This window comes from Halorhabdus tiamatea SARL4B, assembly GCF_000470655.1.
In the GTDB taxonomy this organism is placed as follows: Archaea; Halobacteriota; Halobacteria; order Halobacteriales; family Haloarculaceae; genus Halorhabdus; species Halorhabdus tiamatea.
In genome coordinates this window covers 1,827,866-1,849,660 of record NC_021921.1, presented here as the reverse complement: position 1 = coordinate 1,849,660, position 21,795 = coordinate 1,827,866, and the positions used below count along the sequence as shown (strand labels likewise).

Here is a 21,795-nt window from a genome sequence, read left to right as displayed (position 1 = left end):
TCAATATGCCATATTTATTGTTATAATGTGGCGTCCCGTCGACAGCCGTTCCCGATTGGACCCCGCCACGCTTAAGCGGGAACTGCTCGAATCCCCGCAGGATGCCCGGACCAGTGTTTCTCGACGGCGAGACGGTGACGTTGCGGACGATCGAGGAAGACGATCTCGAATTTATCCAGCGCGAGCGCGCCGAGCCGGCCGTCTGGCGGACGCTCGGGTGGCCGTTCCCGTCCAACCGCGAGCAACTCACGGAATTCTTCGAGGAGACGATTTCGGACGAGGAGACGATCCACCTCCTGATCTCCGTGGCGGACGAGCCGGTCGGGATGGTGAGCTTCCACGAGGTCTCGGGTGACTCACGCCGCGGCGAACTCGGCTACTGGGTCGCGACCGACGAGCAGGGCAACGGCTATGCCACCGACGCCGTCGGCACGCTCGTCGACTACGGCTTTCGAGACCTCGGCTTTCACCGCATCGAGGCGAAAGTGTTCGACGGGAACCAGCCGTCCCGACAGGTCCTTGAGAACCTTGGCTTCACTCACGAGGGTGTCCACCGCGAGGCCGTCTTCGCCGACGGCGGGTTCCGGGACGTCCACTGGTACGGCCTGCTCGCCGAGGAGTGGCGCGAGGAGGAATAGCGCGGGTCGAATAGCCAGCTTCGCAGCCTCAGTCGTTGATCCGGACGGCTTCGAGTCGAACGTCGCCTTTGGGCTCGTCACGCGGCCCGGTTTCGACGCTCCCGAGTTCCTCGAGGACGTCCATCCCGTCGACGACCTCGCCGAAGACGGCGTGGTCGCCGTCGAGGTGGGGCTGGGCGTCCAGCGTGATGAAGAACTGCGAGCCGTTGGTGTTCGGGCCGGAGTTGGCCATCGAGACCACGCCCGGGCCGTCGTGGCCCAACTCGTCGTGGAACTCGTCGTCGAAGGTGTACCCCGGGCCGCCGCGGCCGGTCCCCGTCGGGTCGCCCATCTGGACCATGAAGCCCTCGATGATCCGGTGGATCGGGGTGTCCTGATAGAAGGCGTCGCCGCGGGTCTCGCCCGTCTCGGGGTCCTCCCAGGTCGGAGTTTCGGGGGCCGGGTCGGCGTCGGCCGCGGGGTCGTGTTTCGCGAGGTTGACGAAGTTCTCGACGGTTCTCGGCACGCGCTCGTCGTAGAGGTCGATCTCGATGTCGCCGTGGGTCGTCTCGATAGTCGCTGTCAGGTCGCTCATGCTCGGGGAGACGGGTGGGATATGGATAACCGTGGTGGTCCGGGACCGGCGGGCCGCTCGGGTCGCCGTGATCGGGGAACGATGGATTTTACTTGTGTAATTCTGAAATAGTTTCCGTGAGTGAACGTCGAGCAGCCGCCGAAACGGGGGCCGCGGGGACGGAAGCTGGCCAGGAACGGTCCGAAGCTGGGGCCGAGTGGTCGCTGTTAAACTGGGTCGTCATCGGTGTCTTCGGGGCGCTGACGGCTGTCGGTCTCGTGCTCTCGACCGGCGTCCTCGAGTGGGCGGTCGCGATCCCCGCCAGGGGTGCTGACCCGAGCCCGGTGGTCGTTCCCGTCTATGTCTACTTGTATGCGGGCTTCGGCGCGCTGGGGTACATCTTCACGAAGTTGATGGGAAGACTGGACCGGTACACCGAGTGGAACTGCTGGGAGGACCTGGTCGGGCTGGCGATGCGGATTCCGGCCGCCTGGGTCCTCGCCGCCGGCGTCTACCTCCTGGTCGGCGCGTTCGACGGCGTCGAGGGCGTCGCCGGTCCGCGGTTCGCCGCCGGCGTGTCGTTTCTCGTCGGGCTGTACGTCAACGTCGCGCTGACGGCTCTCGGGAGTCTCGCGGACCGGATCCTCGGCCGTGCACCTCCGCGATCGGAGTGAGCTGTCGAGTCACATCGTCGCGATCGTGGCGACGTTACAGCCGACCACGATCACGGTGACGCCGCCGAAGCCCGCGAGGGCGGCCTGTCCCTGTCGCTCGTCGACGACATACCAAGTCCCAGCCAGGACTCCCAGCGCGGCGAGTTTCAGTCCGGCGAGACCGCCGATCCCGAACGACTCGACGAGCGTTCGGGCGAGTGCGTTCCCCTCGGCGAGTCCCCGTTGGAGGCCGATCGTCGTCGTCACCACGTCCGTCGCCGACGCGGCGAGCACCGTCGCCCAGAGGACCGCGGTGAGCGTCGAGAGCGAGACGCACTCGGCGAGGCGGCCAACCGGTTCGATACGAGACGGTGTCGATACTACCCGCTCGGTCGTCGTCTGGTGTTTTCCCATTTTCCCACCACCCCCGGAAGCGGCTCCGATGCCGCTGTCCGGATGGACAGAATATCAACTACTGATGTTTTTATTCTTTCGGTTTCGGGCGTGGGCAACTTTCACACGCCGGCGAGCGTGAGCGTGTTGAGTCCGACGACCGCCAGCGTGACGACGGCGAACCCGGCGAGGACGACTCGCGCCGATTCCGCGGCGAGGTAGTGCCAGGTTACCACCAGGAGAGCCAGCGCGACGAGCTTGAGCGCGCCGATACCGGGCGTCCCGTAGGTTTCCATGAACGCTCGTGCGACCGCGTTCCCTTCTGGGATACCGGACGCGACCCCGACTATCGTCGTTACGACGTCGAATGCCGACCCGACGAGGACGACTGTCCAGAGTACGGCGTCGGCTTCCGGCAGCGGCCGCGGCTCCAGAAACGCCTCGAACGCCGCCAACCCGTCCCGGAACCACGCCGGGACGAGTCGCTCGGGCAGCGTCCGCAGGTCGATCATGTAGGGGGATAGTGAGTCACTGCCGGGGCCCGACTGTCGGCGGCGGCGACTGCCGATAGTTCAAGTAGAACGTTCGGCCACAACCCTCGCGGTCGGGTCGCGGGCCGCCAGTGCGGTCGGTTGCTCGCTGGCGGGGACTGTTTCTGTCCGGCGATACCGCGTCGCCTTCGACGTCGCCGAGACAGACGAACTCGATGCCGTCGGCGGCCTCGACGTCGTCCGTCGTCGCGGCGTATTCCCGGTCGGCGAGCGGTTCTCGCGTCACGGAGGCGTCTTCCAGTGTGGCGTCCCGTTCGACGCTCGTGACGGCCCCGCAGTACGGACAGTAATACGTGACTTCGACCATACCTGTCGTAGAACTTCGATCGACATAGCTCCCCGGTTGCCGGCCGATTCCACCGGCGGGGAGTGGGCGGACCAGCCAGGCGCTGGTGGGTTCGCCGCACGGACGCCCGAAGCCTTATGGGACGTGCCACACCAACTTCGGGCACGCAGATGTCAGCCAGTGTTGCTCCCATCGTTCTGGTGGTCGACGACGAGCCGGACGTCGCCGACGCCTACGCCGCCCAGCTGGAGGGTGAGTACAGCGTTCTGACGGCGTATAGCGGCCAGGAGGCCTTAGAGACGCTCGACGATACCGTCGACGTCGTCCTGCTCGACCGCCGGATGCCGGGACTCTCTGGTGACGACGTGCTCGAACGGATCCGCGATCGGGGCCTCGATTGCCGGGTGGCCATGGTCACGGCTGTCGATCCGGACTTCGACATCATCGAGATGCCCTTCGACGCCTACATCACCAAACCAGTCTCCCGCGAGGAACTGTTCGAGACCATCGAACGCCTGCTTACCTTCCAGTCCTACGAGAAGCAGTTCCAGGAACTCTACCGGGTGTCCTCGAAGGTTGCCACGCTCCGATCCAACAAGAGCGAAACCGAACTGGCACACAACGACGCCTACGGGCGGTTGCTCGATCGACGCGACGAACTTCGCGAGCGCCTCGACGAGACGATCGGCTCCTTCGACGACGACGACTTCGCGACGGCGTTCAAGGACTTCGACGAGGAAGCGTGACTGCCGCCAGGACGGTCCCGATCCGAAAATCCAAGTACGAGCACGTTAAAAGATAACACATGGCTCCCGTCTGGGGCTGGATCGTCGCGTACGTCCTGGGATTTCTGCTCTTTCAGTTGCTCATCTACTGGTATCTCGGGGAGGGAAAGACGTCACTCGAGCGCACGACCCCGGAGACTGGCGAGCGCGGGCCGCGCCAGACAGTCGAATCGCGGGACACCGACCACCTGACGGGAGGCGAGACGGTCCGGTGTCCACACTGTGGGGCCGAAAACGAGTTCGATCCGAGCTACACCTACTGTCGGGAGTGTACCAGGGAGTACCGGTAGGCGTCCGTCACGCTACGCCTTTCGAATGGGCCCGGCGGTATCACTCCTGAGAACGACGAAGAAAGGCCTTAGTGGTGACGGTGTCTTCGTCCGGTATGCGTCTGGCCAGTGGCGTGCCGGGGTTCGACGAACTCGTCGAGGGTGGACTGCTGCCGAACCGGCTCTACGTGGTAAGTGGGCCGCCGGGCAGCGGGAAGACGACCTTCTCGTCGATGTTCATCACCCAGGGTGCCAAAGAGGGGGATACGTGTCTGTACGTGACGATGCACGAGACGAAGTCCGAATTGAGCCAGGACATGGCCGGCTTCGAGTTCGGGTTCGACCGGGCGATGCAGTCGAATACGGTTCAGTTTCTGAACCTCGTGACCGAGAGCGGCAAGCGGACGATCTCGCAGTTCGGGAGCGACGGCGGCCTGACGAATCGGCTCGTGGCCTACATCGAAGCCAACGACATCGACCGGGCGGTCATCGACTCGACGATGCTACTCCAGCACTTTTTCACCGACGTCTCCGAGGAGATCACGGGCTTTCTCTCGGCGCTGAAACAGACCGACGCGACGATCGTCCTGATCTCGGAGATGACCGATCCCAGCGCGTATTCCGACGAGCACTACCTCGCACACGGCGTCATCTTCTTCCACAATTTCCTGGACTCGGGCAGCATGACCCGCGGCGTGCAGGTCATCAAGATGCGCGGGACCGCTATCGACTGTGACATCCGTGAGATCGAGTTCTCCGAGCAGGGCTTGCGGGTGTTCCCCGATAGCAAGGTCCAGACATAATGTACGAACGCACCTACGGCACAGACTGGGAGACACTCGGGAAGGACGAGGCCACCGAGCGTGCCTTCGCTCTCGGCGTGGCGGCGGTGCTCGGCGACCCCAATCCAGAGGAGTACGAACGCGTCCTGGAGACGACGGGCCGGTCCTACGATCGGAGTCTCATCGAACTCGCCTACCAGGAGGGCAAACGCAAGGCTGCGGGCCGACGCGACGAGGTCGAGGCGTCGACGGCGGTCTGGGACGAGTTGATCGAGGGGGACGGCGAGAAGACGACCGTCGACGCCGAAGACGTCCCCGAGGGGCGGGACTCGCTCCCGGACGCGCTCGGTTCTATCGAGATGCTCGAACGGCGACTCGAGGACGGACTCGAACGCGAGGAGTTGCCCGATTTCTTGCGGAAGTGAGGCGCTCCGTGCGCACTACTAGCGAGACTGCCCGTCGACTGTTCGGTCGAGCCCTGCTGGCTCACTCCCGGATCGACTTTGCCAGCGCTCCTGAAGAGAGACTTTGGCGATGGACTTCGCGATCGCGGCCCCACCGGCGAGTGGGTCGAGCGTCGTCTCCCCGACGCGCTCGCGATAGTCGATGGGGATTTCCGTGACCCGATACCCACGAACCAGCGGCCGAAGGAGCAACTCGGCCGAGAGCCCGGTGTTCTCGGTCCACTCGATCGCGTCGATGACCTCGTGGCGGTAGGCCCGCATCCCCGTGGTCGTGTCGTGGACGCGCTCGCCGATCAGGGCACTCGCCAGCCACGCGAAGGCGTGGTTCCCCAGCCGATTGAACCGGGGCATCGTCTCGGCCCCGCCGGTGAGCCGGTCGCCGCTGACCACGTCGTACCCATCGTTGATGGCTGCCAGGAAGTCCGGCAGTCGCTCCATCGGGTAGGTGTCGTCACAGTCCGTCGTGACGATCACCGGCCGGTCGGGCGTCGCGATCGCCTCGTGGACGGCCACGCCGTAGCCCTGCGGTTCCTGTTCGATCACTCTGGCCCCGTGCTCGCGAGCCACCTCTGCCGTCCCGTCGCTCGAACTGTCGACGCAGACCACCTCGGCTTGTCCGTCGGTCACGCGTTCGATGTCTTCGAGGACGGCCCCGATCGCTTCGCGCTCGTTGTAGGTCCCCATCACGACGCTGACGTCCGCGAACGTGTACGCATCCGTCCTGGTTCCGTGGTCACTCTCTCCGTCGTCGCTCATTACTCTCCCGTTCGTCGGGGTACACTTGAGTCTTTAGGTTGGCCTAAAGAAGGGGCGAAGCCGCGTTCTGGCCGCTACACTGGCGAGTTGAGCGCGCCGAAGTAGACCTGCCAGGCGAGCAGTGACTTCGCGACCAGGCTCAGGACGATGTAGCCGACTTCGCCGAAGCGGTAGTCTTTCCACTTCCAGACGCCCCGGTATTGTAACAGCATGTTGATCGCGAAGAGGTTGAACAGCACGAACAGCGAGACGTAGATCGCGATCACGAAGTCCGGCGGGCTCCCCTCACCGAAGGAGTAGGTGCCGACGATCGTGACGGCGATCGTGATCCAGGGGACGACGCCGGCGAGCGAACCGACGATGAACGAACTCCAGTCGGTCTCCTCGGTGAGGGCGTTGTGGCGTTCCATCACCAGCCCACAGAGGTTCATCACGGCGACGAGGCCGAACAGCGCGATCAACGTGCCCAGGTTCCAGACGCCGGCGAGCATCGCGATCAGGACAATCATCAACGACGCGCTGACGGCGTACTCGTACCACCGATAGGGATTCATCCCCTGCTCGAGATACGCGACGTACCGATCGTAGAGGACGGTCGCGATCAGCGCGTGGGCGATCGCCGAGATGAACAGGAACCCGGCGGCCAGGTAGGCCAACTCGATCGTCCCGATCGACTCCATGACCGGCGAGAGCGTTTCGGTCGTCGTATCGAACTCCTGGTAGACCGCCGTGATCGTCCACTCCCGCGAAGAACTCAGGTACACCATCAGTGCGCCCTGCAGGAAGTGCAGGACGGCCATCGCGGCGTTGAACCGTCGGAGGTTCCAGTCGCTGGGGTTTGTAGCCATGATCGTGCTTCTCAGCGAACGGTGATCATTCTTTGCCCGGCGGTCGGCCCGAAACGGGGCTGTTGTCGAACGCGCCCAGGACGAATCCGTGTCACAGCTTTTCCGCGACGTGGTCGGCCGCCCGCAACGCCAGGGCAGCGATCGAGAGCGTCGGGTTCATCGCGCCGCCGGTCGGGAAGACGCTCGACCCCGCGAGCCAGAGGTTCGCCAGATCGTGGGTCCGGCCCCGCCCGTCGACGACGCTCTCCTCCGGATCGGCCCCCATCCGCGTCGTCCCCATGTGGTGGAACGCTGGCCCTGTGTTTTCGGGGCCGATCTGCCAGGTGATCTCGGCGTCGAGTTCCTCGAGAATCCCCTCCTGGATCGCGTTGGCCCGCCGGAGCGTCCGCCGGGTGCGATCGTCGAGATCCCAGTGGATCTCCGGGACGGGATTGCCGTGGTCGTCGGTGATCGAGGGATCGAGAGCCACGCGGTTCTCCCGCCGCGGCGTCTGCTCGACAAGCGCTCCCACCGTGAGGTGGTTGCCGTAGGCGTCGGCGACTCGCTCCCGTAGCGCCTCGCCCCAGCCGCCGTCGGACAGCGCCAGGCCGACCGGTGAGGGACCGCCGTAGTTGCGGAATTCGAGTTTGATCGGCCCGAGATCGTCCGCGTCGGCCTCGGCCGCGGGGATCCCCTGTCCCGTTCCAGCCGCCGGTTCGTCGTAGAACTGGTGGGACTCGGTGGTGTTGAATCCGACGTGGTGCTGGCGGGTCTCCCGGTCGATCACGCCGCTCGTCCCGGCAAAGAGGTGCTCGTGGAAGTACCGCCCGACGAGCCCGCTCGAATTCGCCAGGCCGTCGGGATACTGTGGCGAGTCCGACAGCAAGAGGAGTCGCGGCGTCTCGACGCCGCCGGCCGCGAGGACGAACTCCCGGGCCTCTTGGCGATACGTCTCACCGTCGGGCGTGGCGTAGACCGCCGCCGTCACCGCCTCGCCCGCGTCGTCGTGTTCGAGGCGCTGGACCGGGACGCGGTCGACCACTCGCGCCCCTGCTGCCTCGGCTTTCTCGACGTGACTCGTGGCGTCGTACTTCGCGCCGGAGGGACAGACGGGCTGGCAGGTGCCGTAGCCCACGCAGGCCGATCGATCGTCGTAGGGCTCGGAATTGCGAGCGTTGGGTACCGAGTGGGTCGTGATCCCCAGGGCCTCGCAGGCCTCGGCGAAGATCGAATCGCTGTGTGATGGCTCGAAGGCAGCCATCGGGTGGGGCTGCTCGCGTGGCGGCTCGAACGGGTTGTCGCTCGCACCGGCGATCCCCAGCGCCGTCTCTGCTTCGGCGTAATAGGGCCGGAGGTCGTCGTACTCGATGGGCCAGTCGGCGGCGACGCCATCCTGCGACGCGACGGCGAAATCGCGCTCGTGGAGGCGCATCACCATCCCCTGCCAGTGCAGCGTCGACCCGCCGACGCCCTTCACGCGAGTGTGATTGAGCGGGTAGTGTCGATCGCCACTCGACGTATAGGCGTCGCGCTCGCCCCCCATCCCCCAGACGTCGGGTCGGCCATGGGCCGGCCGCAGCGCGTCTTCCATCTGCTCGATCCGGGCTTCGGGGTCGAATCGCGGCCCAGCCTCCAGGACGACCACCTCGTGGCCCACGGCGGCCAGCCGGTGGGCGATCAGCGCGCCGGCGGGACCAGCGCCGACGATGCAGACGTCTGCGTCTTCGATCGGTGTGCGATCCGCGCGGTCGTTCGACCGACGACCACCGCTCACGACTGTGGCCCCCGTTGATAGCTCGCGAGCCCGCCCGGGTGGCCCGGCGGGTTCTCGATCCCGACCAACTCGCCGCCGGTCGGCGAGGCGTACAGCGCCAATAGCAGGTCGTTGATCACGTAGTAGCGCAGGCGCTCGACGTCGCTTCCGTCGGGATCAGGGTCGGCGTCGTCGGCCCCCATCCGCCGGAGTGCCTCGTCACGCTCGTCCGGCGACAACGCCGTGAACTTGGCGTCGTACCACGCCCGACAGTACTTGTCGAGGTAGGCGACGGCGTCGGCGATCCCGTCGGCGTGTTCCGGCCGGTCGGCCGTCCGTCCCGTCGCGTAGCGCTGGACGAACGTTTCGATCTCGGTTACATCGTCGGGATACAGCACCTCCGCGGCGGCAGTCAGCGTCTCGTGGTCGTGATCTGAGAGCGTGCTGTCCGCCTCCTCGTCTGCCTGCTCGTCGCCATCCGCTACCGGCGCGACACAGCCGGCCAGCGACGCCCCGACGGCCGACAGCGCTGCGATCGCGTCGCGTCTGGTGAGTTCGTGGGTCATGTCTCTTCCTGTGTCTCGTTCGTCGCTCGCAGCTCGGTCCGGACGAAGACGCCGTCCGGTGACTCTTCGGGTACGTACATCGCCGCGCCGCCGCAGGCACGGGCGTCGAGGCAGTACTCGACGCTGGGCGTCAGCGCGCGCACCTGCCCGCCCTCCGTTTCGACTGGCACCGACAGCCGGTACTCGAATCCGCCGACGCCGTCGTCGGCGAAGACCGTCACCTCGACGTCGTCACTGTCGCCGACTGCCGGCAGCTCTTCGCCGACGGCTTCGAGCGGGCCGATCACCCGGACCGTCTCGGGTTCGATGGCCACCTCGAACGCCAGGTCGTCGCCGGTGTCGCTCGCGACGTAGTGGGCCGTCCCGTCGGCCGTCTCGACGGTGACGGTCGCGCTCGTGACCCGCTCGGGGAGGCCGACGCGTGCGTTCAGGGTGACCGACTCGCCCGAGCGCTCCTGGACGCGCTGGAGCCGGGCGGCCTCGGGCGAGTCACCGAGCGGGTCCCAGACCCCGCGAAAGCCGAACCGGTAGAGATCCCGGTCGGGGAACGCCTCGGCGACCGCGAACGGGCGATCGTCCATCGCGTAGACCGTCCGACTGTCGTAGCCCGGATCGCTCCGGAGCGCCTGGAAGGGATGGTTGAGCCAGGGGCCGTACGGCGTCGGTGTGAGGACGACGGCGTTGGCTGGCGGCGCGGGCTCGAACGGCGCGTAGGCCCGCTCGTACGTGTCCGTCACGTCGGCGTTTCGCTCGACGGGTGCGGCGGCCTGGCTGGCCGTGATCCCGCCGAGGACGAGCGTACTCACGAGGGCGACGGCCGCGAAGACCGCGAGGGCGGCCCGGCGGTCGAGACGGGCGTCGAGGGCGTTTCGGAGGGTATCGACGGCCGCCAGGGTGGCGACGGCCCCGAAGGCGGCGACCGGGAGGAGGAGATCGAAGTGGTAGTACGGGCCCAGCGAGGCGATCAGGCCGTCGCCGGGGGTTGGGAGGTCGCCGAGCAGGTTGTAGTTCCCCCAGAAGTAGAGGTTCCCGGCGGGGACCGAGACCCCGAGGCCGGCGAGGACGGCGACGCGGGGCGACCACGTCCGGCGGACGGCGACGACGAATCCTACGATAGCGAGCGCCGCGCCGACCATCCCGCCGGCGATCCAGCGGTCGACGAACGTCGCGAGGACGTTCCAGTTGGCCTCGAACGCGAGCCCCGGCGTGTACTCGATAGCGTGATTCAGGAGTTCGCGGTGCCCGAACCCGAGGCCGTCCAGCGGCGCGAACGCCTCGTAGGGGAAGGTCAGGGCCGAACCGGTCACCGCCGCGTTGTACCCGAGGGTGAGCGCGACGCCTACCAGGCCGAGCGCGGCAGTCGCCGCCTGCCGGGGCAATGCGGTCCGCCAGTCCCGGGTGAGTGTCCAGCACGCGTGGACGACGAACGGCACCGCGAACAGGACAGCGGTGTACGGCCGGGCGAAGAAGGCCAGACCGATCGCGACGCCCGCCGCCGCTGCCCACCGCCGGCCGTCGGTCCGGTCGGCCCGCAGGTAGGCAAAGGCGAAGGCCAGATTCAGCAGCGTCGTCGGCGCGTACGGCAGGAAGGTCGCGGTATCGAGGAGGAAGAGGGGGGAGGTCAGCACGAAAGCAGCTGCAAGGAGTCCGGTTCGGCGGTCGAAGACCTCGCGCACGACGCCGGCGACGCCCGCCAAAATCCCAGCCGCGATGGCGGGCAGTGCCAGCCGATAGCCTCCCAACAGTTCCCCGAGGGCGAACAGCCCGGCGGGGACAGGGTTGTACTTCGGGTAGAGCCTCCCGCCCCCCTCGACGAAGAACCACGGCCGGAAGACGCCCTCGACGGGCGGCGTGAGGTGGAGTTTGCCCTCCAGCAACATCGCAGCCTGCTGGAGGTAGACGCCCTCGTCGTGATTTAGCGAGTGGGACGGAAACAGGTCCGTCGAGACGAGCCAGACAGCGAGTGCGCCGAGAAGGGCGAGTGCGAGCGTGGCGATGCGGAAACGGCGTCGGTCCATCACGCGGGGAACCAGGCCAGGGGGTGGTCGGTCGCCAGGCGAACCCGGACGCGTTTGTCCATTCCGAGTTCCTCGGCGTGGTTGTGCTCGCAGTGCAGGACGGCACCCGAGTCCAACTCGACCGTGTAGACGAAGGAGGGGCCGGTGTACTGGCGATCGACGATCCGGCCGTTGGTGCCCGCCGGATCTGCCGGCACGGCGCGGATGTCGTCCGGGCGGACGAGCACGTCGATCTCGGCCCCGTCGTACTCGTCGCCGAGTCCATCGATTCGATCGGCCGAAAGCGGCCCAAGCGGCGTGTCGACGCAGCCGTCTGCCAAGGTCCCGGAGACGAACCCGGCCTGGCCGAGGAACTCCGCGACGAAGCGTGATTCGGGCTGCTGGAAGACAATCTCCGGGCGGCCGATCTGCTCGATTTGCCCGCTGTCGATGACGGCCACCCGGTCGCTGATCGAGAGGGCCTCCTCCTGGTCGTGGGTCACGGAGACGGCGGTGACGCCGGTCTCCTTGATGATCCGCCGTACTTCCCGACGCATCTCCTCGCGCAGCCCCACGTCGAGATTCGAGAACGGCTCGTCGAGCAGCAGGACGTCGGGTTCCGGTGCGAGCGAGCGCGCGAGTGCGACGCGCTGGCGCTGGCCGCCTGAGAGGTCCTCCGGACTCGCGTCCGCGTAGTCCCCGAGGCCGACGAGTTCGAGGAGGTCGGTCACCCGCTGGTCGATTTCGTCGTCCGATCGATCCTGAATGCCGAAGGCGACGTTCTCGCCCACGGAGAGGTGGGGAAACAGCGCGAACTCCTGGAAGACCAGGCCCACGTCGCGCTCCTCCGGCTTGACGAACGTCCCCTCGCCCGCGACGCGATTCCCGGCGACCCGAATCGTCCCGGCGTCGGGTTCGTCCAGCCCAGCGAGTAGGCGAAGCGTCGTCGTCTTCCCGCAACCCGACGGTCCGAGCAGCGTGAGGAGTTCGCCCTCCTGGACGGACAGGCTGAGGTTCGCGACGGCAGTCTCGGCCCCGAACTGTCGGGTGACGCCGTCGAGTTCGAGGACCGCGGGGTCCTCGCCGGTTGATTCAGCTGTGCCAGTCGTCCGGGGCTGTGGATCGACGGCAGTCGATGGTGGTGTGGCAGTCACGTGTTCGAACCCTCCTGGCTGAGAATGACGGCCATCGACACGCCGGAGATGGCGATCAACGCGAGGGCCGGGACAGCTGCCCGGCCGTAGAGGCCCGCCTCACGCACTTTCCAGATATAGGTCACTAACGTATGATCGAACCAGAACGGCCGTAAGAGTAGCGTCACCGGCAGTTCCTTCATGGTCGTCAGGAACACGAGGGCCGCACCGGTCGCGATCCCGGGCGCGATCAACGGCAGCGTCACCGCCCGGAACGCTTCGATCCGGGTGCGCCCGAGCGTCCGGGCGGCCTCGATCAGGCGGCGGTCGACCTGCATCGTCGCGGTCCGGATCGCACCGATGGCCTGTGGGACGAACCGGACGACGTACGCGAAGACGAGGATCACGAGCAGGTTCTCGGCCGTGGTCCGCAGCGACGACGGGAGCGCGTTGAGCGCGAACAGCACCAGGGCGAAGGCGAGGACGATCCCCGGCGTGGCGTAGCCGACGTAGGAGACGCGGTCGGCGAGGGCCGCAAGTCGGGACCGACCACGTGCGGCCGCGACCGCCACCGGCAGCGCGACCAGCAACGATCCGCCGGCGGCGAGGGCGGCCAGGTACACCGAGTTCCAGCCGTACGTCCAGGAGAACGCCAGTCCGCCGGCCGTGTAGCCGCCGACGTCGTTCGTGAGCCACAGCCCGAAGACGACCACCGGGAGCACGACGGCCAGCCCCGCCACGACGGCCGGGACCAGGGCAGCGACGTACCGCCAGGCTCCGAGTTCGAGGACGGCACCCCCCCGCGTCCCCCGACTCTGATAGGCACCCTCGTCGTCGGCCCCGACCTGGGACTCGAGATAGAGGATCGCGGCCGTCACGCCGAGCAACTGGACCGACAGCAGCGCGGCCCACGGTCGCATCAGGTTGTTGTATCGCGCGTAGATCGCCTGGGTGAACACCTCGACGCCCATGAAGTTGGGCGTCCCAAAGTCAGCGAGCGTATAGAGCGCGACCAACAGCGCCCCGGCAGCGATCCCGGGCGCGATCTGGGGGAGTGTCACTCGGCGAAACGCCTCGAGTCTCCCGGCGTCGAGCGTCCGGGCGGCCTCGATCAGGGAGGTGTCCAGCGACAGCAGCGACGCGCGCGTCGTCAGGAGGACGTACGGATAGGTGTAAAGCGTCAGCACGAGCGCCGCGCCGGCGAAGCCGCTGATCTCCGGGAGTTGCTCGATCCCGACCGGAGCGAGCACGCCCGTCAGGACGCCGCCGGTCCCGAAGGCCGAGAGGACGGCGAGCGCCCCGAGATAGCTGGGGATCGCCAGCGGGAGGGCGGCGAGGACGGTGAACAGCCGAGCGAAGGGCAGGTCGGTTCGGGCCGTCAGCAGCGCGATGGGAACGCCGACGAGGACGCTCGCCGTCGTGACGACGCCGACGAGGCCGACGCTGCGGAGCAGTATTTCGATGGTCCGCCCGTCGACGGCGAGTTCGAGCGCGCGCGGGCCGAGGTCGAAGACCTCGAGAAACAGCCAGCCCAGGGGGGCCACCAGCGCGACGGCGATGGCGGCGGCGAGAAGCGTCAGCCCGGACGGCCGACCGAGGCCGGGGGCTCCCGACAGGCGCTCACGGCGGCCCCCGACTCGGCCCTCGCGGCTCATCCCGGGACGCCGGCCTCGGACATCAGTTCCAGTGTCGGTTCGAGATCGGCGAGGGCCGCGAGATCGATGTCCGGGGGGTTCAACTCGTCGACGGTCGGCAGCCCGCCGACGGGTTCGACCTCCGGGATCATCGGATACGCGTAACTCACGGTGGCGAAGAACTCCTGGGCCTCCGCCGACAGCAGGTGCCGGACGAAGTCCGTGATCAACGCGTCCTTCTCCGTGCCCTCGATCTGGAGGATCCCGGCGACGTTGACCAAGGCCCCGGCGTCACCGCTCGTGAAGGCCAGATCGAGCGGCGCGTCGGGGCGCTGGTTTTTCACCCGCATCGCGTAGTAGTGGTTGGCGAACCCGGCGGTCAGTTCGCCGTCGGCGACGGCCCGGGTGACGACGTACTCGTTGGGGTAGCGTTCGGTACCGGCCTGCCGCATCGATTCCAGCCACTGGCGAGTCGTCTCGGCCCCCTCCTGGAGGCGCATCGCGGTCACGAAGGACTTGAATGCGCCGTAGGTCGGGGCCCACCCCATCGTCCCCTGGAAGGCGTCGGTCCCGGGGAACTGCGCAACCTTCTCCGGGATCTCGCTCGCGTCGATCGCGTCGGTGTTGTAGGGGACGCTCCGGGCGCGGCCGGCGACGCCGACCCACGCCCCGTCCGCGCCCTGGAAGTGCGCCGGGACGGGTTCGAGCGCTTCGTCTGCGAGTGGCTCGTAGGCGTCGTTTTCGGCGACGTAGCCCAGCGAGGCGGCGTCGATCGACCAGAAGACGTCGGCCTGGGAGCCCCCGGACTGGACCGCCTCGACGATCGACTGGGCCTGGGACGCCGAGGGGGCGTCGTCGGTAAACCCCGAGAAGTCCGGGTAGATCTCCGCTAACATCTCGATGAAGCGCTCGTAGATGCCACCCTCGCCGCCGCCCATGTAGATATTCAACGTGCCGGAGAGATCCGGCAGTTCGTCGATCGACGTGCCGCCCGGGGCCGGTCGTCCCTCCGCGAGCGCGCCGGAGCCGCGGAACTGCGCGAGTGAGGGGACCGAGATCTCCTCGCCCGCGTCCGTCGTGTCGCCGCCGAACGGATCGGCACAGCCCGCCAGCCCGGCCAGCGCGCCCGCGCCGAGCGCACCCATGAACTGCCGCCGACTCGTCGATCTCCGTGTCATCTTGGATTTAGGTTTGCCTAAATACGTATAAACTCCGTGATTCCGCCCGGGTTTCGCCGATTCTCTCCCGTCGGCCTCGTGACCGGACCGTTCCGTCCGCCCGTCCTCACCGTGGCCGCGGGGACGCTCGGGGTCGGTCATTCGGCGATCACCGCCGTTGCACGTCGAGTTGCGTCGGCGTCGAGTTCCGCCAGACAGTCCAGCCAGTCGTCGAGGTACTCCCCACAGTAGGTGAGGAAGTCGGCGTTCTCCCACTCGTCGTCCGCGCCGGTCCGGAGTTCCGCGGCGACGGCGCGGGCCACTCCCGCATAGGAGTCGGCGTCCGCCCCCGCCCGATCGACGAGTTTCCAGACGTGTTCGTTGAGTTCGAGGCCGGCGACCTCGTTCGCCAGGTCGCCGAAAGTCGACCGCGGCGCTTTGTTGTGCTCACACAGCGGCGCGCCGTTGTAGATCCGCCCGCCGAGGACGTCGGCCGCGCGCTTCAGGAGGAGGCCCGACCAGATGTCGTCGAAGCGTCCGACGTCCCAGGGGTTGTCGTCCATCGGGAACTGGTAGAACGCCGGGACGACCTCCCGCCGGAAGGCCAGGTTCATCGAGCAGACGGTGAGATAATTCCCACGGCCCGCGACGAAGTCCTCCCCGAAGTCCGCCCGCGTCGTGCGGGTCTGGGCCTGTCCCTGGAGGTCGCCGTCCATGAGGATCCGGACGGCGTCGAGGTCCGGGACGTTGGTCCACAGGCCTTGAGAGGCGACGACGTTCTCGACGCGCTCGGTCGAGACGGTCCGGTCCTCGTCCATCGCACTGTAGGGATACCCCCGGGGGTAGAGATCCTCGGTCTCGTGGAGGACGTTCACCCACTGCTCGTCGGACTCGACGGCCGTGAGGTCGCCCTCGTAGGCGAGGTTGTCGAGGTGGGTCCCGAAGAAGTCGACGTCGTCGTGCGGGGCGGTATCGTCGTCGAGGAAGACGCCGTACTCGAAGCGATCGTGGGCCCAGAGATACAGCAGGCCGAAGGACGTCTGGGCGTGACTGGCTGCCGGGATCAGGTGTTCGTACGCGGCGATTCCATGCTCGTCGAACCACGCCTCGCGGTCGCTTTCGTCGAAGACGGCCCCGTCGAGGCCCTCCTCGTCGAGCATCGCTTCCATTGTGCCGGTGTCACAGAAGTCCTCGGTGACGAGGACGACGAACAGTCGATCGAGGTCGAACCCGTGCTCGCGGGCGTTCTCGGCGTACGCCCGGAGGAACTCGTGGTTCCTGATCGTCGGCACGACGACGCAGACGTCCTGGGTTGTCATCGGTACGTCCGATTGTTTAGGGTAGCCTAAAAGACTAGCGATCGGGACAATCGGGCGTTTTTGCCGTCAATAGCTGCGTTCCCGGATCGGCCCTGCAGTCAGGCGTCGTCCGGGTCGGCTGTCCCCGCCGGGCCGTCCTCGGCCCTGACGTCGGGGATGTCGACGTCGGCCTGGCTCGCGAGTGCGTCGACGTCGGATTGCTCTTCGGCGATGCCGGTCGTCATCAGCAATCTGATGGCTCGGCGGACGCTGATGTCGACCTCGTGGACGGTGTCTTTCGGTGCGAGTACGAGTCGCCCGCCGGTGATGTTCGGGCTGTGCGGGACGAAGACGTTGTACGCCTCGCCGGTCGCTGACTGGGTCGTGGTCGGACTCTCGCCAGTGACGAATCCGATCGCGAACAGCCCCTCTCGCGGGTATTCGAGCAATACGACGTTCTCGTAGCGATTCTCCCGGTTCCGTAGTGCATCGGTCATCTGCCGGACGCTCGTGTAGATGACCCGGACGACGGGGACGATGCCGAACGCCCGGTCGAACCACGCGAACGCCCAATCGCCGATCGACCGCTGGGCGAGATATCCCAGCCCAGTGATCACGGTCAGGAGAGTGAGTAACGTGATACTCTGGGCGACGAGCGTGATGTTCGCCGTGTATTGAGATAGCGCGGTCGCCGTGACGATCGGATCGACAAAGCCCGACAGCCACCCGATCAGGAGTCTGAGCGCGACGATCGTCACCACGAGCGGCGCGACCAGGAACACCCCAGCGAGGAAACTCTGCTGGAGTGTGCGGGTTCGTGACATGGTAGGGCTGTTTGGGAGCCCGGCCCTAACGTCTACCGGTGATCGCCCCGCCGCCACGGACGCGGTCAATCGCCGGTCGCCTCGTCTCGCTAGTCCCGCAAGCCCAGCGCCAGTGCCGTCGCGGCGACGACCAGCAGCGCTGCACCGGGAAGCGAGACCCCGACTGTCAGTGTCTCGTAGGTGACGTAGGCCACGAGCGCTACCAGCGACGCGACGACAGTCACGATCGCGACGTGGAGGAACTCGGCGCGTTCGACGCTGCCCCCGTCGAGTTCCGTCTCCGCCGTGAACGCTCCCAGCGCGAACTCCCAGACGAGGACGCTTCCGACGACCGCCGGGAGCAACCGCTCGACGGCGACCCCCGCGAACGCGGTGGCGATCACGGCCCCGATTACCGCGGCGGCCCCGAGTCCAGTCACCAGCCGGACGTGTCGGGTCAGTCCGACGGCGAGGCCGACCACGCCGATCACGCTCGCGGCCAGGGAAAGTGTCGACAGTGGAGCCACGAGCGCTGCGACTCCGAGGGCAGCCACGAGCGCACCCGCTCTGAGGACGGCCCCAGGCTGGTGAGTAAATCGTGCGTCGGCGCTCACGCTGACCACCTCGATCCGGCCCGCGTGAGTGCAACGCCCAGCTCTTCGTCGCTTCCCCAGTCGACCACGCGGACGCCGGCCTCCCGGAGCGATTCGATCCGGTGGCGACGTTCGAGACGGACGAAGCGCTCGCCGACGGTCTCGTCCGTGGTCACGTCCGGACTCAGGACCGTGACCGGGTGGCCGTATGCGCGCAGTCGGTGGATCACGAAGTGGTAGGTGGGATCCGTCAGCGGCGAGACCAGCAAGATCTGGGTCTCCGCGGGGAACCGCCGGTGAAACTCCCGGACCCACCGCGGACTGAACGTGTCGGTTTCGGGGGGTGTCGCCGGGAACGCGTCGTCGGTCGCCAGCGTGCGCTCGACGTGCTCGCGGTGGTCGAATCCAGTCCCCGGCGAGACCCACACTGGCGTTGGCCCCAGCGACGCGATTCCGACCCGGTCGCCGGTCCCCAGCAACGACCCACACACCCGCCGCGCGGCGGCGATCGACCGCTCGATCCCGGTCGGGTCGTCCGGCTCGGCCGCGGTGTAGGCTGACCCCGCAGTCTCGATGGCGATCGCGACAGTCGCGGCGTGTTCCTCCCGGAACTCGATAGTGGTGAGTTCCTCGCTCGGCGAGCGTGCCAGGCGTTTCCAGTCGATGCGGTTCGTCGGGTCGCCCGAGCGATACTCCCGCGTCGCGTAGAACGCCACGCCCTCGCCACCCTCGGCGGGGATGCGGCCGAGCGATTCGCTCGCGTGTTCGAACAGCGGGACCGTCACGGGCGTGGCCTGTAACGCCGGGATACAGTACAGCGACCGGTCGGCGTCCTCGCCGGCGTCGACGAGTTGTGTGCGTGCCGACCGCCCCGCGTAGTCCCGGACCACGGCGTAGAGCGGTTCGAACTCGTGGGCTCCGCGGCGCGCCGTCACAGTATACTCGATCGTCGTCGATTCGCCGGGGCGAAGCGCCGTCCCGCGCCGGGGTGATCCCTCGACCACTGTGAGTCCTTCCGGGACGCCGTCGACGAGTCTGAGATCGGGCAGCGTCCGGTCGCCGTCGTTGCGAACCGTCGTCGTTACCGTGACCTCGTCTCCAGGATCCGGATGGAGGGGATCGACTGTCCGCTCGACGGCGAGATCGGCTTCTGGTGGCGTCACGAGTCCGGCAAGCGCTGCCACCCCGATCGGGACGGCCCCGGTGAGCACGACGCCGGAGTCCTGGACGAACAGCCCCAGGCCGACGAACGCGATTCCCAGCGGAATCAGCGGTCGAAAGCGCGCGGCGGTGACGACGCCGTACACCTGACTCCCGCCGACCAGCTGGGAAGCCAGACGCGCTGTCGTGTGGCGTTCGTCTGTCTCCCGGTCTGCCTTGCGAACGAGTCGCCCCTCGTCCGCGTCTTCGAGGAGATCGGACTCCGCCTCGAGCGTGGCGACCGTCCGCTTCACCAGGCGCTGGAAATCCGACCCGTCGTCGCTGAGGATCCCCCGGGCCCGCTCCGAGAGGGACTCCTCGACCGACGCGTCGGCGTTCCGGAGGAACGCAGCCGTCGCCTCGTCGGGCGGCCAGTCGCCCGCGTCGATCGCGGCGAGGGCCGCCTCCGGCGTCGTCCCTCGTTTGCGGGCGAGAACCCTGGCCGCGAGTTCACGGATCCGGTCGTGGATGTCCGCACGGTCCGGGAGGTAGCCCGTCCCGGTGCCGTCGAACTGCGCCACCGTCCGGTCGAAGGCGTCTCCGGGTGTCGGCGGCGTCGGCGTCCGCTCGACCGCCGGGGGCTCGACGCGACTCGCCGTCCGCCAGTCGCGATAGACAACCAGTGCCATGACGCCGGCGAGCACGCCGCCACCTCCGTACAGGACGGCGGTCAGGCTCGAGGTGCCGCCCGCGCCCCCCGTCAGGATCGCGACGCCGCCACCCGCAAGCGACGCGAGGCCGATCACGACCGCGAACCGTCGGAGGCGCTCGTTCACGTCTCCCCACCTCCGTTCGACTCCCCGTCAGGTCGTCCCGACGCGTCCCTCTCGTCGGGGCCGTGTGTGGCCTCGATGCGTTCGAGCGCGGCGACGGCGCGCTCCCGGCGTGTCTCGGTCAGCGCCGCGTCGCCGTACCGGACTTCCTCGAAGGTCTCCGTGAGGACGTGGACGTCGTCGGGGTTCATCCCCGCCTCGACCGCCGTCGCCTCGAACTGTCTGGGGGTCGCCTCCTGGGGGTCACCGACGCCCAGCAGCGTGACCATCTCCCCCCAGGCGCGATAGATCGCGTTGTCGGCGGCCCGCGGCGTCTCGGCGGCCTCGACGCGGTCGGCGGTGTCGCCGGCGACCTGCGCGAGCGTCGAGAGGTCGGAGTCCACAGCGTCCGCCTCGCCGCCGTCCTCGGCCGACAGGACCGATCGAAGCGAGTCGGACCGCCAGGCGAAGAAGACGACCACGGCGAGGACACCCGCGGCGATGATAATTCCGGTGGCCCCGCCAACCGGCAGCGCCAGCGGCGTCTCCGATCCGTCGCCAAAGCCCGGCGTCCCTGCCGGCGTCTCGGGCGACGCTGCTGCTGTCGCTTGTGATGGGGGTCCCGGCGTCGACGCGCCACCCAGCGGACCGAAGAGTATCACCCAGAACGCGGCGGCGGTCACCGCAAGCCCGACCGTCACGCCGACGAGCCATTTGAAACTCTCCCAGGGCTCGGTGACGAACTGCACGAGCGTCGCCAGGATTCCGATCACGGCCATCGCAGTCAGGATCGGCCGGATCGGCGTCTGGACCTCCTCGGGTTGGGAATTCGTGCCGTCCAATGGGGGCTGTTCTAGCCCGATCCGGTCGCCGCCCTGCTCGGCGTCGAACAGCGGCCCCACAGCGATCGCTGCGAGGATCACGGCGACGATGGCGAGGAGGGCAACGACCCCCCGAGTGCGGTTTCCGGCCATCCTCCTCAGGCGGTCGCGTCCGCCTGAACTGTCGGGACTGGCGTCTCCTCGACGATCTCCCGGACGATATCGCGCTTCTCGATCTCCTGGACGGTCGCCTCGGGCGTGAGCACCAGCCGGTGTGCCAGGACCGGTTCGGCCATCCGGGTGACGTCGTCCGGGACCACGTAGTCTCGCCCCTCGATCACGGCGTAGGCCCGGCTGGCTTCCAGCAGGCGCTGGGTCCCCCGCGGGGAGACACCGGTCCGGACGTGGTGATGCGAGCGGGTTTCCCGCGTGAGGTCGAGCATGTACTCCCGGAGGTCGCCCTCGACGGTGACTGCCTCGGGAACCTCTCGGAGGGAATCGACTGTCCCGGATTCGAGCAGTTTCTCTACTGACGGCGTCGCCGCGTCACGCGCGAGTCGCCGATCCAGGATCGTCCGCTCGCCGCCCCGATCGGGATACCCCAGCTGGGTCTTGATGAGGAAGCGGTCCTTCTGTGCCTCGGGGAGTTCGAAGGTGCCGCTCTCCTCGATCGGGTTCTGGGTCGCGATGACGAAGAAGGGGGCGGGGAGCGGGTGGGTCTCGCCCTCGATGGTGACCTGTCGCTCCTCCATGGCCTCCAGTAGCGCCGACTGGGTCTTCGGCGGCGCGCGATTGAGTTCGTCCGCGAGCACGACGTTCGCGAACAGCGGCCCCTGGCGGAACTCGAACTCGCGGTCGCGCTGGTTGAACACCTGACTGCCCATGACGTCCGCCGGCAGAAGGTCAGGCGTGAGCTGGACGCGCGAGAACGACAGCCCCAGCACCGTCGCCGTCGAGCGTGCCGTCAGGGTCTTTCCCGTCCCCGGCACGTCCTCGATCAGGACGTGTCCCCCGGCGAGCAACCCCACGAGGAGGTCCTCGAAGAATGTCCGGTCGGCGACGACCGCCTCGTTCAACACGTCGATTACCTCCCGACATTGCGTTGCCGCCGCGTCGATATCCATGTCGTGT

Annotated in this window: 24 protein-coding genes; 6 read left to right on the top strand and 18 right to left on the bottom strand. The window is 67.6% G+C overall.

Features of this window, described 5'->3' with window-relative positions:
• Positions 1 to 101: 101 nt before the first annotated feature.
• On the top strand, positions 102 to 638 hold the full coding sequence (locus tag HTIA_RS09050) for a GNAT family N-acetyltransferase (protein WP_008523668.1): 537 nt from the start codon (positions 102 to 104) through the stop codon (positions 636 to 638).
• 28 nt (positions 639 to 666) lie between these two features.
• On the opposite strand, the gene HTIA_RS09045 is transcribed toward HTIA_RS09050, so the two are convergent.
• Positions 667 to 1,212, bottom strand: a complete 546-nt coding sequence (locus tag HTIA_RS09045) for a peptidylprolyl isomerase (protein WP_008523670.1) — start codon at positions 1,210 to 1,212, stop codon at positions 667 to 669.
• A 116-nt stretch (positions 1,213 to 1,328) separates the two neighbouring features.
• Here HTIA_RS09045 and HTIA_RS09040 point away from each other — a divergent pair, with 116 nt between their 5' ends.
• Positions 1,329 to 1,865 (top strand): hypothetical protein, encoded by a 537-nt coding sequence (locus HTIA_RS09040; RefSeq protein WP_008523672.1) that lies wholly within the window; start codon positions 1,329 to 1,331, stop codon positions 1,863 to 1,865.
• Between the two features lie 9 nt (positions 1,866 to 1,874).
• On the opposite strand, the gene HTIA_RS09035 is transcribed toward HTIA_RS09040, so the two are convergent.
• The 3 genes from HTIA_RS09035 to HTIA_RS09025 all read right to left on the bottom strand — a co-directional run bounded on the left by HTIA_RS09035 (position 1,875) and on the right by HTIA_RS09025 (position 3,095).
• A complete protein-coding gene (locus HTIA_RS09035) occupies positions 1,875 to 2,258 on the bottom strand; it encodes a DUF5658 family protein (RefSeq protein WP_008523674.1) in 384 nt (127 codons plus the stop codon).
• A 101-nt stretch (positions 2,259 to 2,359) separates the two neighbouring features.
• Positions 2,360 to 2,749, bottom strand: coding sequence for a DUF5658 family protein (locus HTIA_RS09030; RefSeq protein ID WP_008523675.1), 390 nt, complete (start codon positions 2,747 to 2,749; stop codon positions 2,360 to 2,362).
• Positions 2,750 to 2,765: 16 nt separating this feature from the next.
• Positions 2,766 to 3,095 carry a hypothetical protein gene (locus HTIA_RS09025; protein WP_008523677.1) on the bottom strand — a complete coding sequence of 110 codons (330 nt, stop codon included), beginning with the start codon at positions 3,093 to 3,095 and terminating at the stop codon, positions 2,766 to 2,768.
• A 149-nt stretch (positions 3,096 to 3,244) separates the two neighbouring features.
• On the opposite strand from HTIA_RS09025, the gene HTIA_RS09020 reads away from it, so the two are divergent.
• The 4 genes from HTIA_RS09020 (at position 3,245) to HTIA_RS09005 (ending at position 5,335) form a co-directional block, all read left to right on the top strand.
• On the top strand, positions 3,245 to 3,820 hold the full coding sequence (locus HTIA_RS09020) for a response regulator (protein WP_021029581.1): 576 nt from the start codon (positions 3,245 to 3,247) through the stop codon (positions 3,818 to 3,820).
• A 59-nt stretch (positions 3,821 to 3,879) separates the two neighbouring features.
• The gene (locus tag HTIA_RS09015; RefSeq protein ID WP_008523680.1) at positions 3,880 to 4,149 is read left to right on the top strand and encodes a DUF7577 domain-containing protein; all 270 of its coding nucleotides are present in this window, start codon (positions 3,880 to 3,882) and stop codon (positions 4,147 to 4,149) included.
• A 95-nt stretch (positions 4,150 to 4,244) separates the two neighbouring features.
• The gene (locus HTIA_RS09010; protein WP_008523682.1) at positions 4,245 to 4,931 is read left to right on the top strand and encodes an RAD55 family ATPase; all 687 of its coding nucleotides are present in this window, start codon (positions 4,245 to 4,247) and stop codon (positions 4,929 to 4,931) included.
• The gene (locus HTIA_RS09005) at positions 4,931 to 5,335 is read left to right on the top strand and encodes a hypothetical protein (protein ID WP_008523684.1); all 405 of its coding nucleotides are present in this window, start codon (positions 4,931 to 4,933) and stop codon (positions 5,333 to 5,335) included. Before HTIA_RS09010 ends, HTIA_RS09005 begins: the two co-directional genes overlap by 1 nt.
• A gap of 18 nt (positions 5,336 to 5,353) precedes the next feature.
• Here HTIA_RS09005 and HTIA_RS09000 read toward each other — a convergent pair whose 3' ends face one another.
• The 14 genes from HTIA_RS09000 to HTIA_RS08935 all read right to left on the bottom strand — a co-directional run bounded on the left by HTIA_RS09000 (position 5,354) and on the right by HTIA_RS08935 (position 21,788).
• The gene (locus HTIA_RS09000; RefSeq protein WP_008523686.1) at positions 5,354 to 6,130 is read right to left on the bottom strand and encodes a dolichyl-phosphate hexose transferase; all 777 of its coding nucleotides are present in this window, start codon (positions 6,128 to 6,130) and stop codon (positions 5,354 to 5,356) included.
• A 74-nt stretch (positions 6,131 to 6,204) separates the two neighbouring features.
• Positions 6,205 to 6,978 (bottom strand): heliorhodopsin HeR, encoded by a 774-nt coding sequence (gene heR, locus HTIA_RS08995; RefSeq protein WP_008523687.1) that lies wholly within the window; start codon positions 6,976 to 6,978, stop codon positions 6,205 to 6,207.
• A 91-nt stretch (positions 6,979 to 7,069) separates the two neighbouring features.
• The gene (locus HTIA_RS08990; protein ID WP_008523688.1) at positions 7,070 to 8,731 is read right to left on the bottom strand and encodes a GMC family oxidoreductase; all 1,662 of its coding nucleotides are present in this window, start codon (positions 8,729 to 8,731) and stop codon (positions 7,070 to 7,072) included.
• Entirely contained in the window at positions 8,728 to 9,276 is a 549-nt protein-coding gene (locus tag HTIA_RS08985) for a gluconate 2-dehydrogenase subunit 3 family protein (RefSeq protein ID WP_008523689.1), read from the bottom strand. Before HTIA_RS08985 ends, HTIA_RS08990 begins: the two co-directional genes overlap by 4 nt.
• Entirely contained in the window at positions 9,273 to 11,294 is a 2,022-nt protein-coding gene (locus HTIA_RS08980; protein ID WP_008523690.1) for an ArnT family glycosyltransferase, read from the bottom strand. Before HTIA_RS08980 ends, HTIA_RS08985 begins: the two co-directional genes overlap by 4 nt.
• On the bottom strand, positions 11,294 to 12,427 hold the full coding sequence (locus HTIA_RS08975) for an ABC transporter ATP-binding protein (protein ID WP_008523691.1): 1,134 nt from the start codon (positions 12,425 to 12,427) through the stop codon (positions 11,294 to 11,296). The genes HTIA_RS08980 and HTIA_RS08975 overlap by 1 nt, the downstream gene beginning before the upstream one ends.
• Positions 12,424 to 14,061 (bottom strand): ABC transporter permease, encoded by a 1,638-nt coding sequence (locus HTIA_RS08970; RefSeq protein WP_008523692.1) that lies wholly within the window; start codon positions 14,059 to 14,061, stop codon positions 12,424 to 12,426. Before HTIA_RS08970 ends, HTIA_RS08975 begins: the two co-directional genes overlap by 4 nt.
• Complete coding sequence (locus HTIA_RS08965) at positions 14,058 to 15,218, bottom strand: extracellular solute-binding protein (protein ID WP_044950762.1); 1,161 nt, start codon at positions 15,216 to 15,218, stop codon at positions 14,058 to 14,060. The genes HTIA_RS08970 and HTIA_RS08965 overlap by 4 nt, the downstream gene beginning before the upstream one ends.
• Positions 15,219 to 15,355: 137 nt before the next feature.
• The gene (locus HTIA_RS08960) at positions 15,356 to 16,516 is read right to left on the bottom strand and encodes a hypothetical protein (RefSeq protein WP_008523694.1); all 1,161 of its coding nucleotides are present in this window, start codon (positions 16,514 to 16,516) and stop codon (positions 15,356 to 15,358) included.
• A 98-nt stretch (positions 16,517 to 16,614) separates the two neighbouring features.
• On the bottom strand, positions 16,615 to 17,319 hold the full coding sequence (locus HTIA_RS08955) for a DUF502 domain-containing protein (protein WP_008523696.1): 705 nt from the start codon (positions 17,317 to 17,319) through the stop codon (positions 16,615 to 16,617).
• 89 nt (positions 17,320 to 17,408) lie between these two features.
• Positions 17,409 to 17,912 (bottom strand): DUF7519 family protein, encoded by a 504-nt coding sequence (locus tag HTIA_RS08950; protein WP_148290948.1) that lies wholly within the window; start codon positions 17,910 to 17,912, stop codon positions 17,409 to 17,411.
• A complete protein-coding gene (locus HTIA_RS08945) occupies positions 17,909 to 19,867 on the bottom strand; it encodes a DUF58 domain-containing protein (RefSeq protein WP_008523699.1) in 1,959 nt (652 codons plus the stop codon). The genes HTIA_RS08950 and HTIA_RS08945 overlap by 4 nt, the downstream gene beginning before the upstream one ends.
• Entirely contained in the window at positions 19,864 to 20,817 is a 954-nt protein-coding gene (locus HTIA_RS08940) for a DUF4129 domain-containing protein (RefSeq protein ID WP_008523701.1), read from the bottom strand. Before HTIA_RS08940 ends, HTIA_RS08945 begins: the two co-directional genes overlap by 4 nt.
• Positions 20,818 to 20,822: 5 nt before the next feature.
• Positions 20,823 to 21,788, bottom strand: coding sequence for an AAA family ATPase (locus HTIA_RS08935; RefSeq protein WP_008523703.1), 966 nt, complete (start codon positions 21,786 to 21,788; stop codon positions 20,823 to 20,825).
• Positions 21,789 to 21,795: the final 7 nt, after the last annotated feature.

Excerpts from the sequence above, each read along its gene's own strand:
- HTIA_RS09050 (WP_008523668.1), top strand. The coding sequence starts at position 102 with ATGCCCGGACCAGTGTTTCTCGACGGCGAGACGGTGACGTTGCGGACG.
- HTIA_RS09045 (WP_008523670.1), bottom strand. The coding sequence starts at position 1,212 with ATGAGCGACCTGACAGCGACTATCGAGACGACCCACGGCGACATCGAG.
- HTIA_RS09035 (WP_008523674.1), bottom strand. The coding sequence starts at position 2,258 with ATGGGAAAACACCAGACGACGACCGAGCGGGTAGTATCGACACCGTCT.
- HTIA_RS09030 (WP_008523675.1), bottom strand. The coding sequence starts at position 2,749 with ATGATCGACCTGCGGACGCTGCCCGAGCGACTCGTCCCGGCGTGGTTC.
- HTIA_RS09025 (WP_008523677.1), bottom strand. The coding sequence starts at position 3,095 with ATGGTCGAAGTCACGTATTACTGTCCGTACTGCGGGGCCGTCACGAGC.
- HTIA_RS09020 (WP_021029581.1), top strand. The coding sequence starts at position 3,245 with ATGTCAGCCAGTGTTGCTCCCATCGTTCTGGTGGTCGACGACGAGCCG.
- HTIA_RS09015 (WP_008523680.1), top strand. The coding sequence starts at position 3,880 with ATGGCTCCCGTCTGGGGCTGGATCGTCGCGTACGTCCTGGGATTTCTG.
- HTIA_RS09010 (WP_008523682.1), top strand. The coding sequence starts at position 4,245 with ATGCGTCTGGCCAGTGGCGTGCCGGGGTTCGACGAACTCGTCGAGGGT.
- HTIA_RS09005 (WP_008523684.1), top strand. The coding sequence starts at position 4,931 with ATGTACGAACGCACCTACGGCACAGACTGGGAGACACTCGGGAAGGAC.
- HTIA_RS09000 (WP_008523686.1), bottom strand. The coding sequence starts at position 6,130 with ATGAGCGACGACGGAGAGAGTGACCACGGAACCAGGACGGATGCGTAC.
- heR (WP_008523687.1), bottom strand. The coding sequence starts at position 6,978 with ATGGCTACAAACCCCAGCGACTGGAACCTCCGACGGTTCAACGCCGCG.
- HTIA_RS08985 (WP_008523689.1), bottom strand. The coding sequence starts at position 9,276 with ATGACCCACGAACTCACCAGACGCGACGCGATCGCAGCGCTGTCGGCC.
- HTIA_RS08980 (WP_008523690.1), bottom strand. The coding sequence starts at position 11,294 with ATGGACCGACGCCGTTTCCGCATCGCCACGCTCGCACTCGCCCTTCTC.
- HTIA_RS08970 (WP_008523692.1), bottom strand. The coding sequence starts at position 14,061 with ATGAGCCGCGAGGGCCGAGTCGGGGGCCGCCGTGAGCGCCTGTCGGGA.
- HTIA_RS08965 (WP_044950762.1), bottom strand. The coding sequence starts at position 15,218 with ATGACACGGAGATCGACGAGTCGGCGGCAGTTCATGGGTGCGCTCGGC.
- HTIA_RS08960 (WP_008523694.1), bottom strand. The coding sequence starts at position 16,516 with ATGACAACCCAGGACGTCTGCGTCGTCGTGCCGACGATCAGGAACCAC.
- HTIA_RS08955 (WP_008523696.1), bottom strand. The coding sequence starts at position 17,319 with ATGTCACGAACCCGCACACTCCAGCAGAGTTTCCTCGCTGGGGTGTTC.
- HTIA_RS08940 (WP_008523701.1), bottom strand. The coding sequence starts at position 20,817 with ATGGCCGGAAACCGCACTCGGGGGGTCGTTGCCCTCCTCGCCATCGTC.
- HTIA_RS08935 (WP_008523703.1), bottom strand. The coding sequence starts at position 21,788 with ATGGATATCGACGCGGCGGCAACGCAATGTCGGGAGGTAATCGACGTG.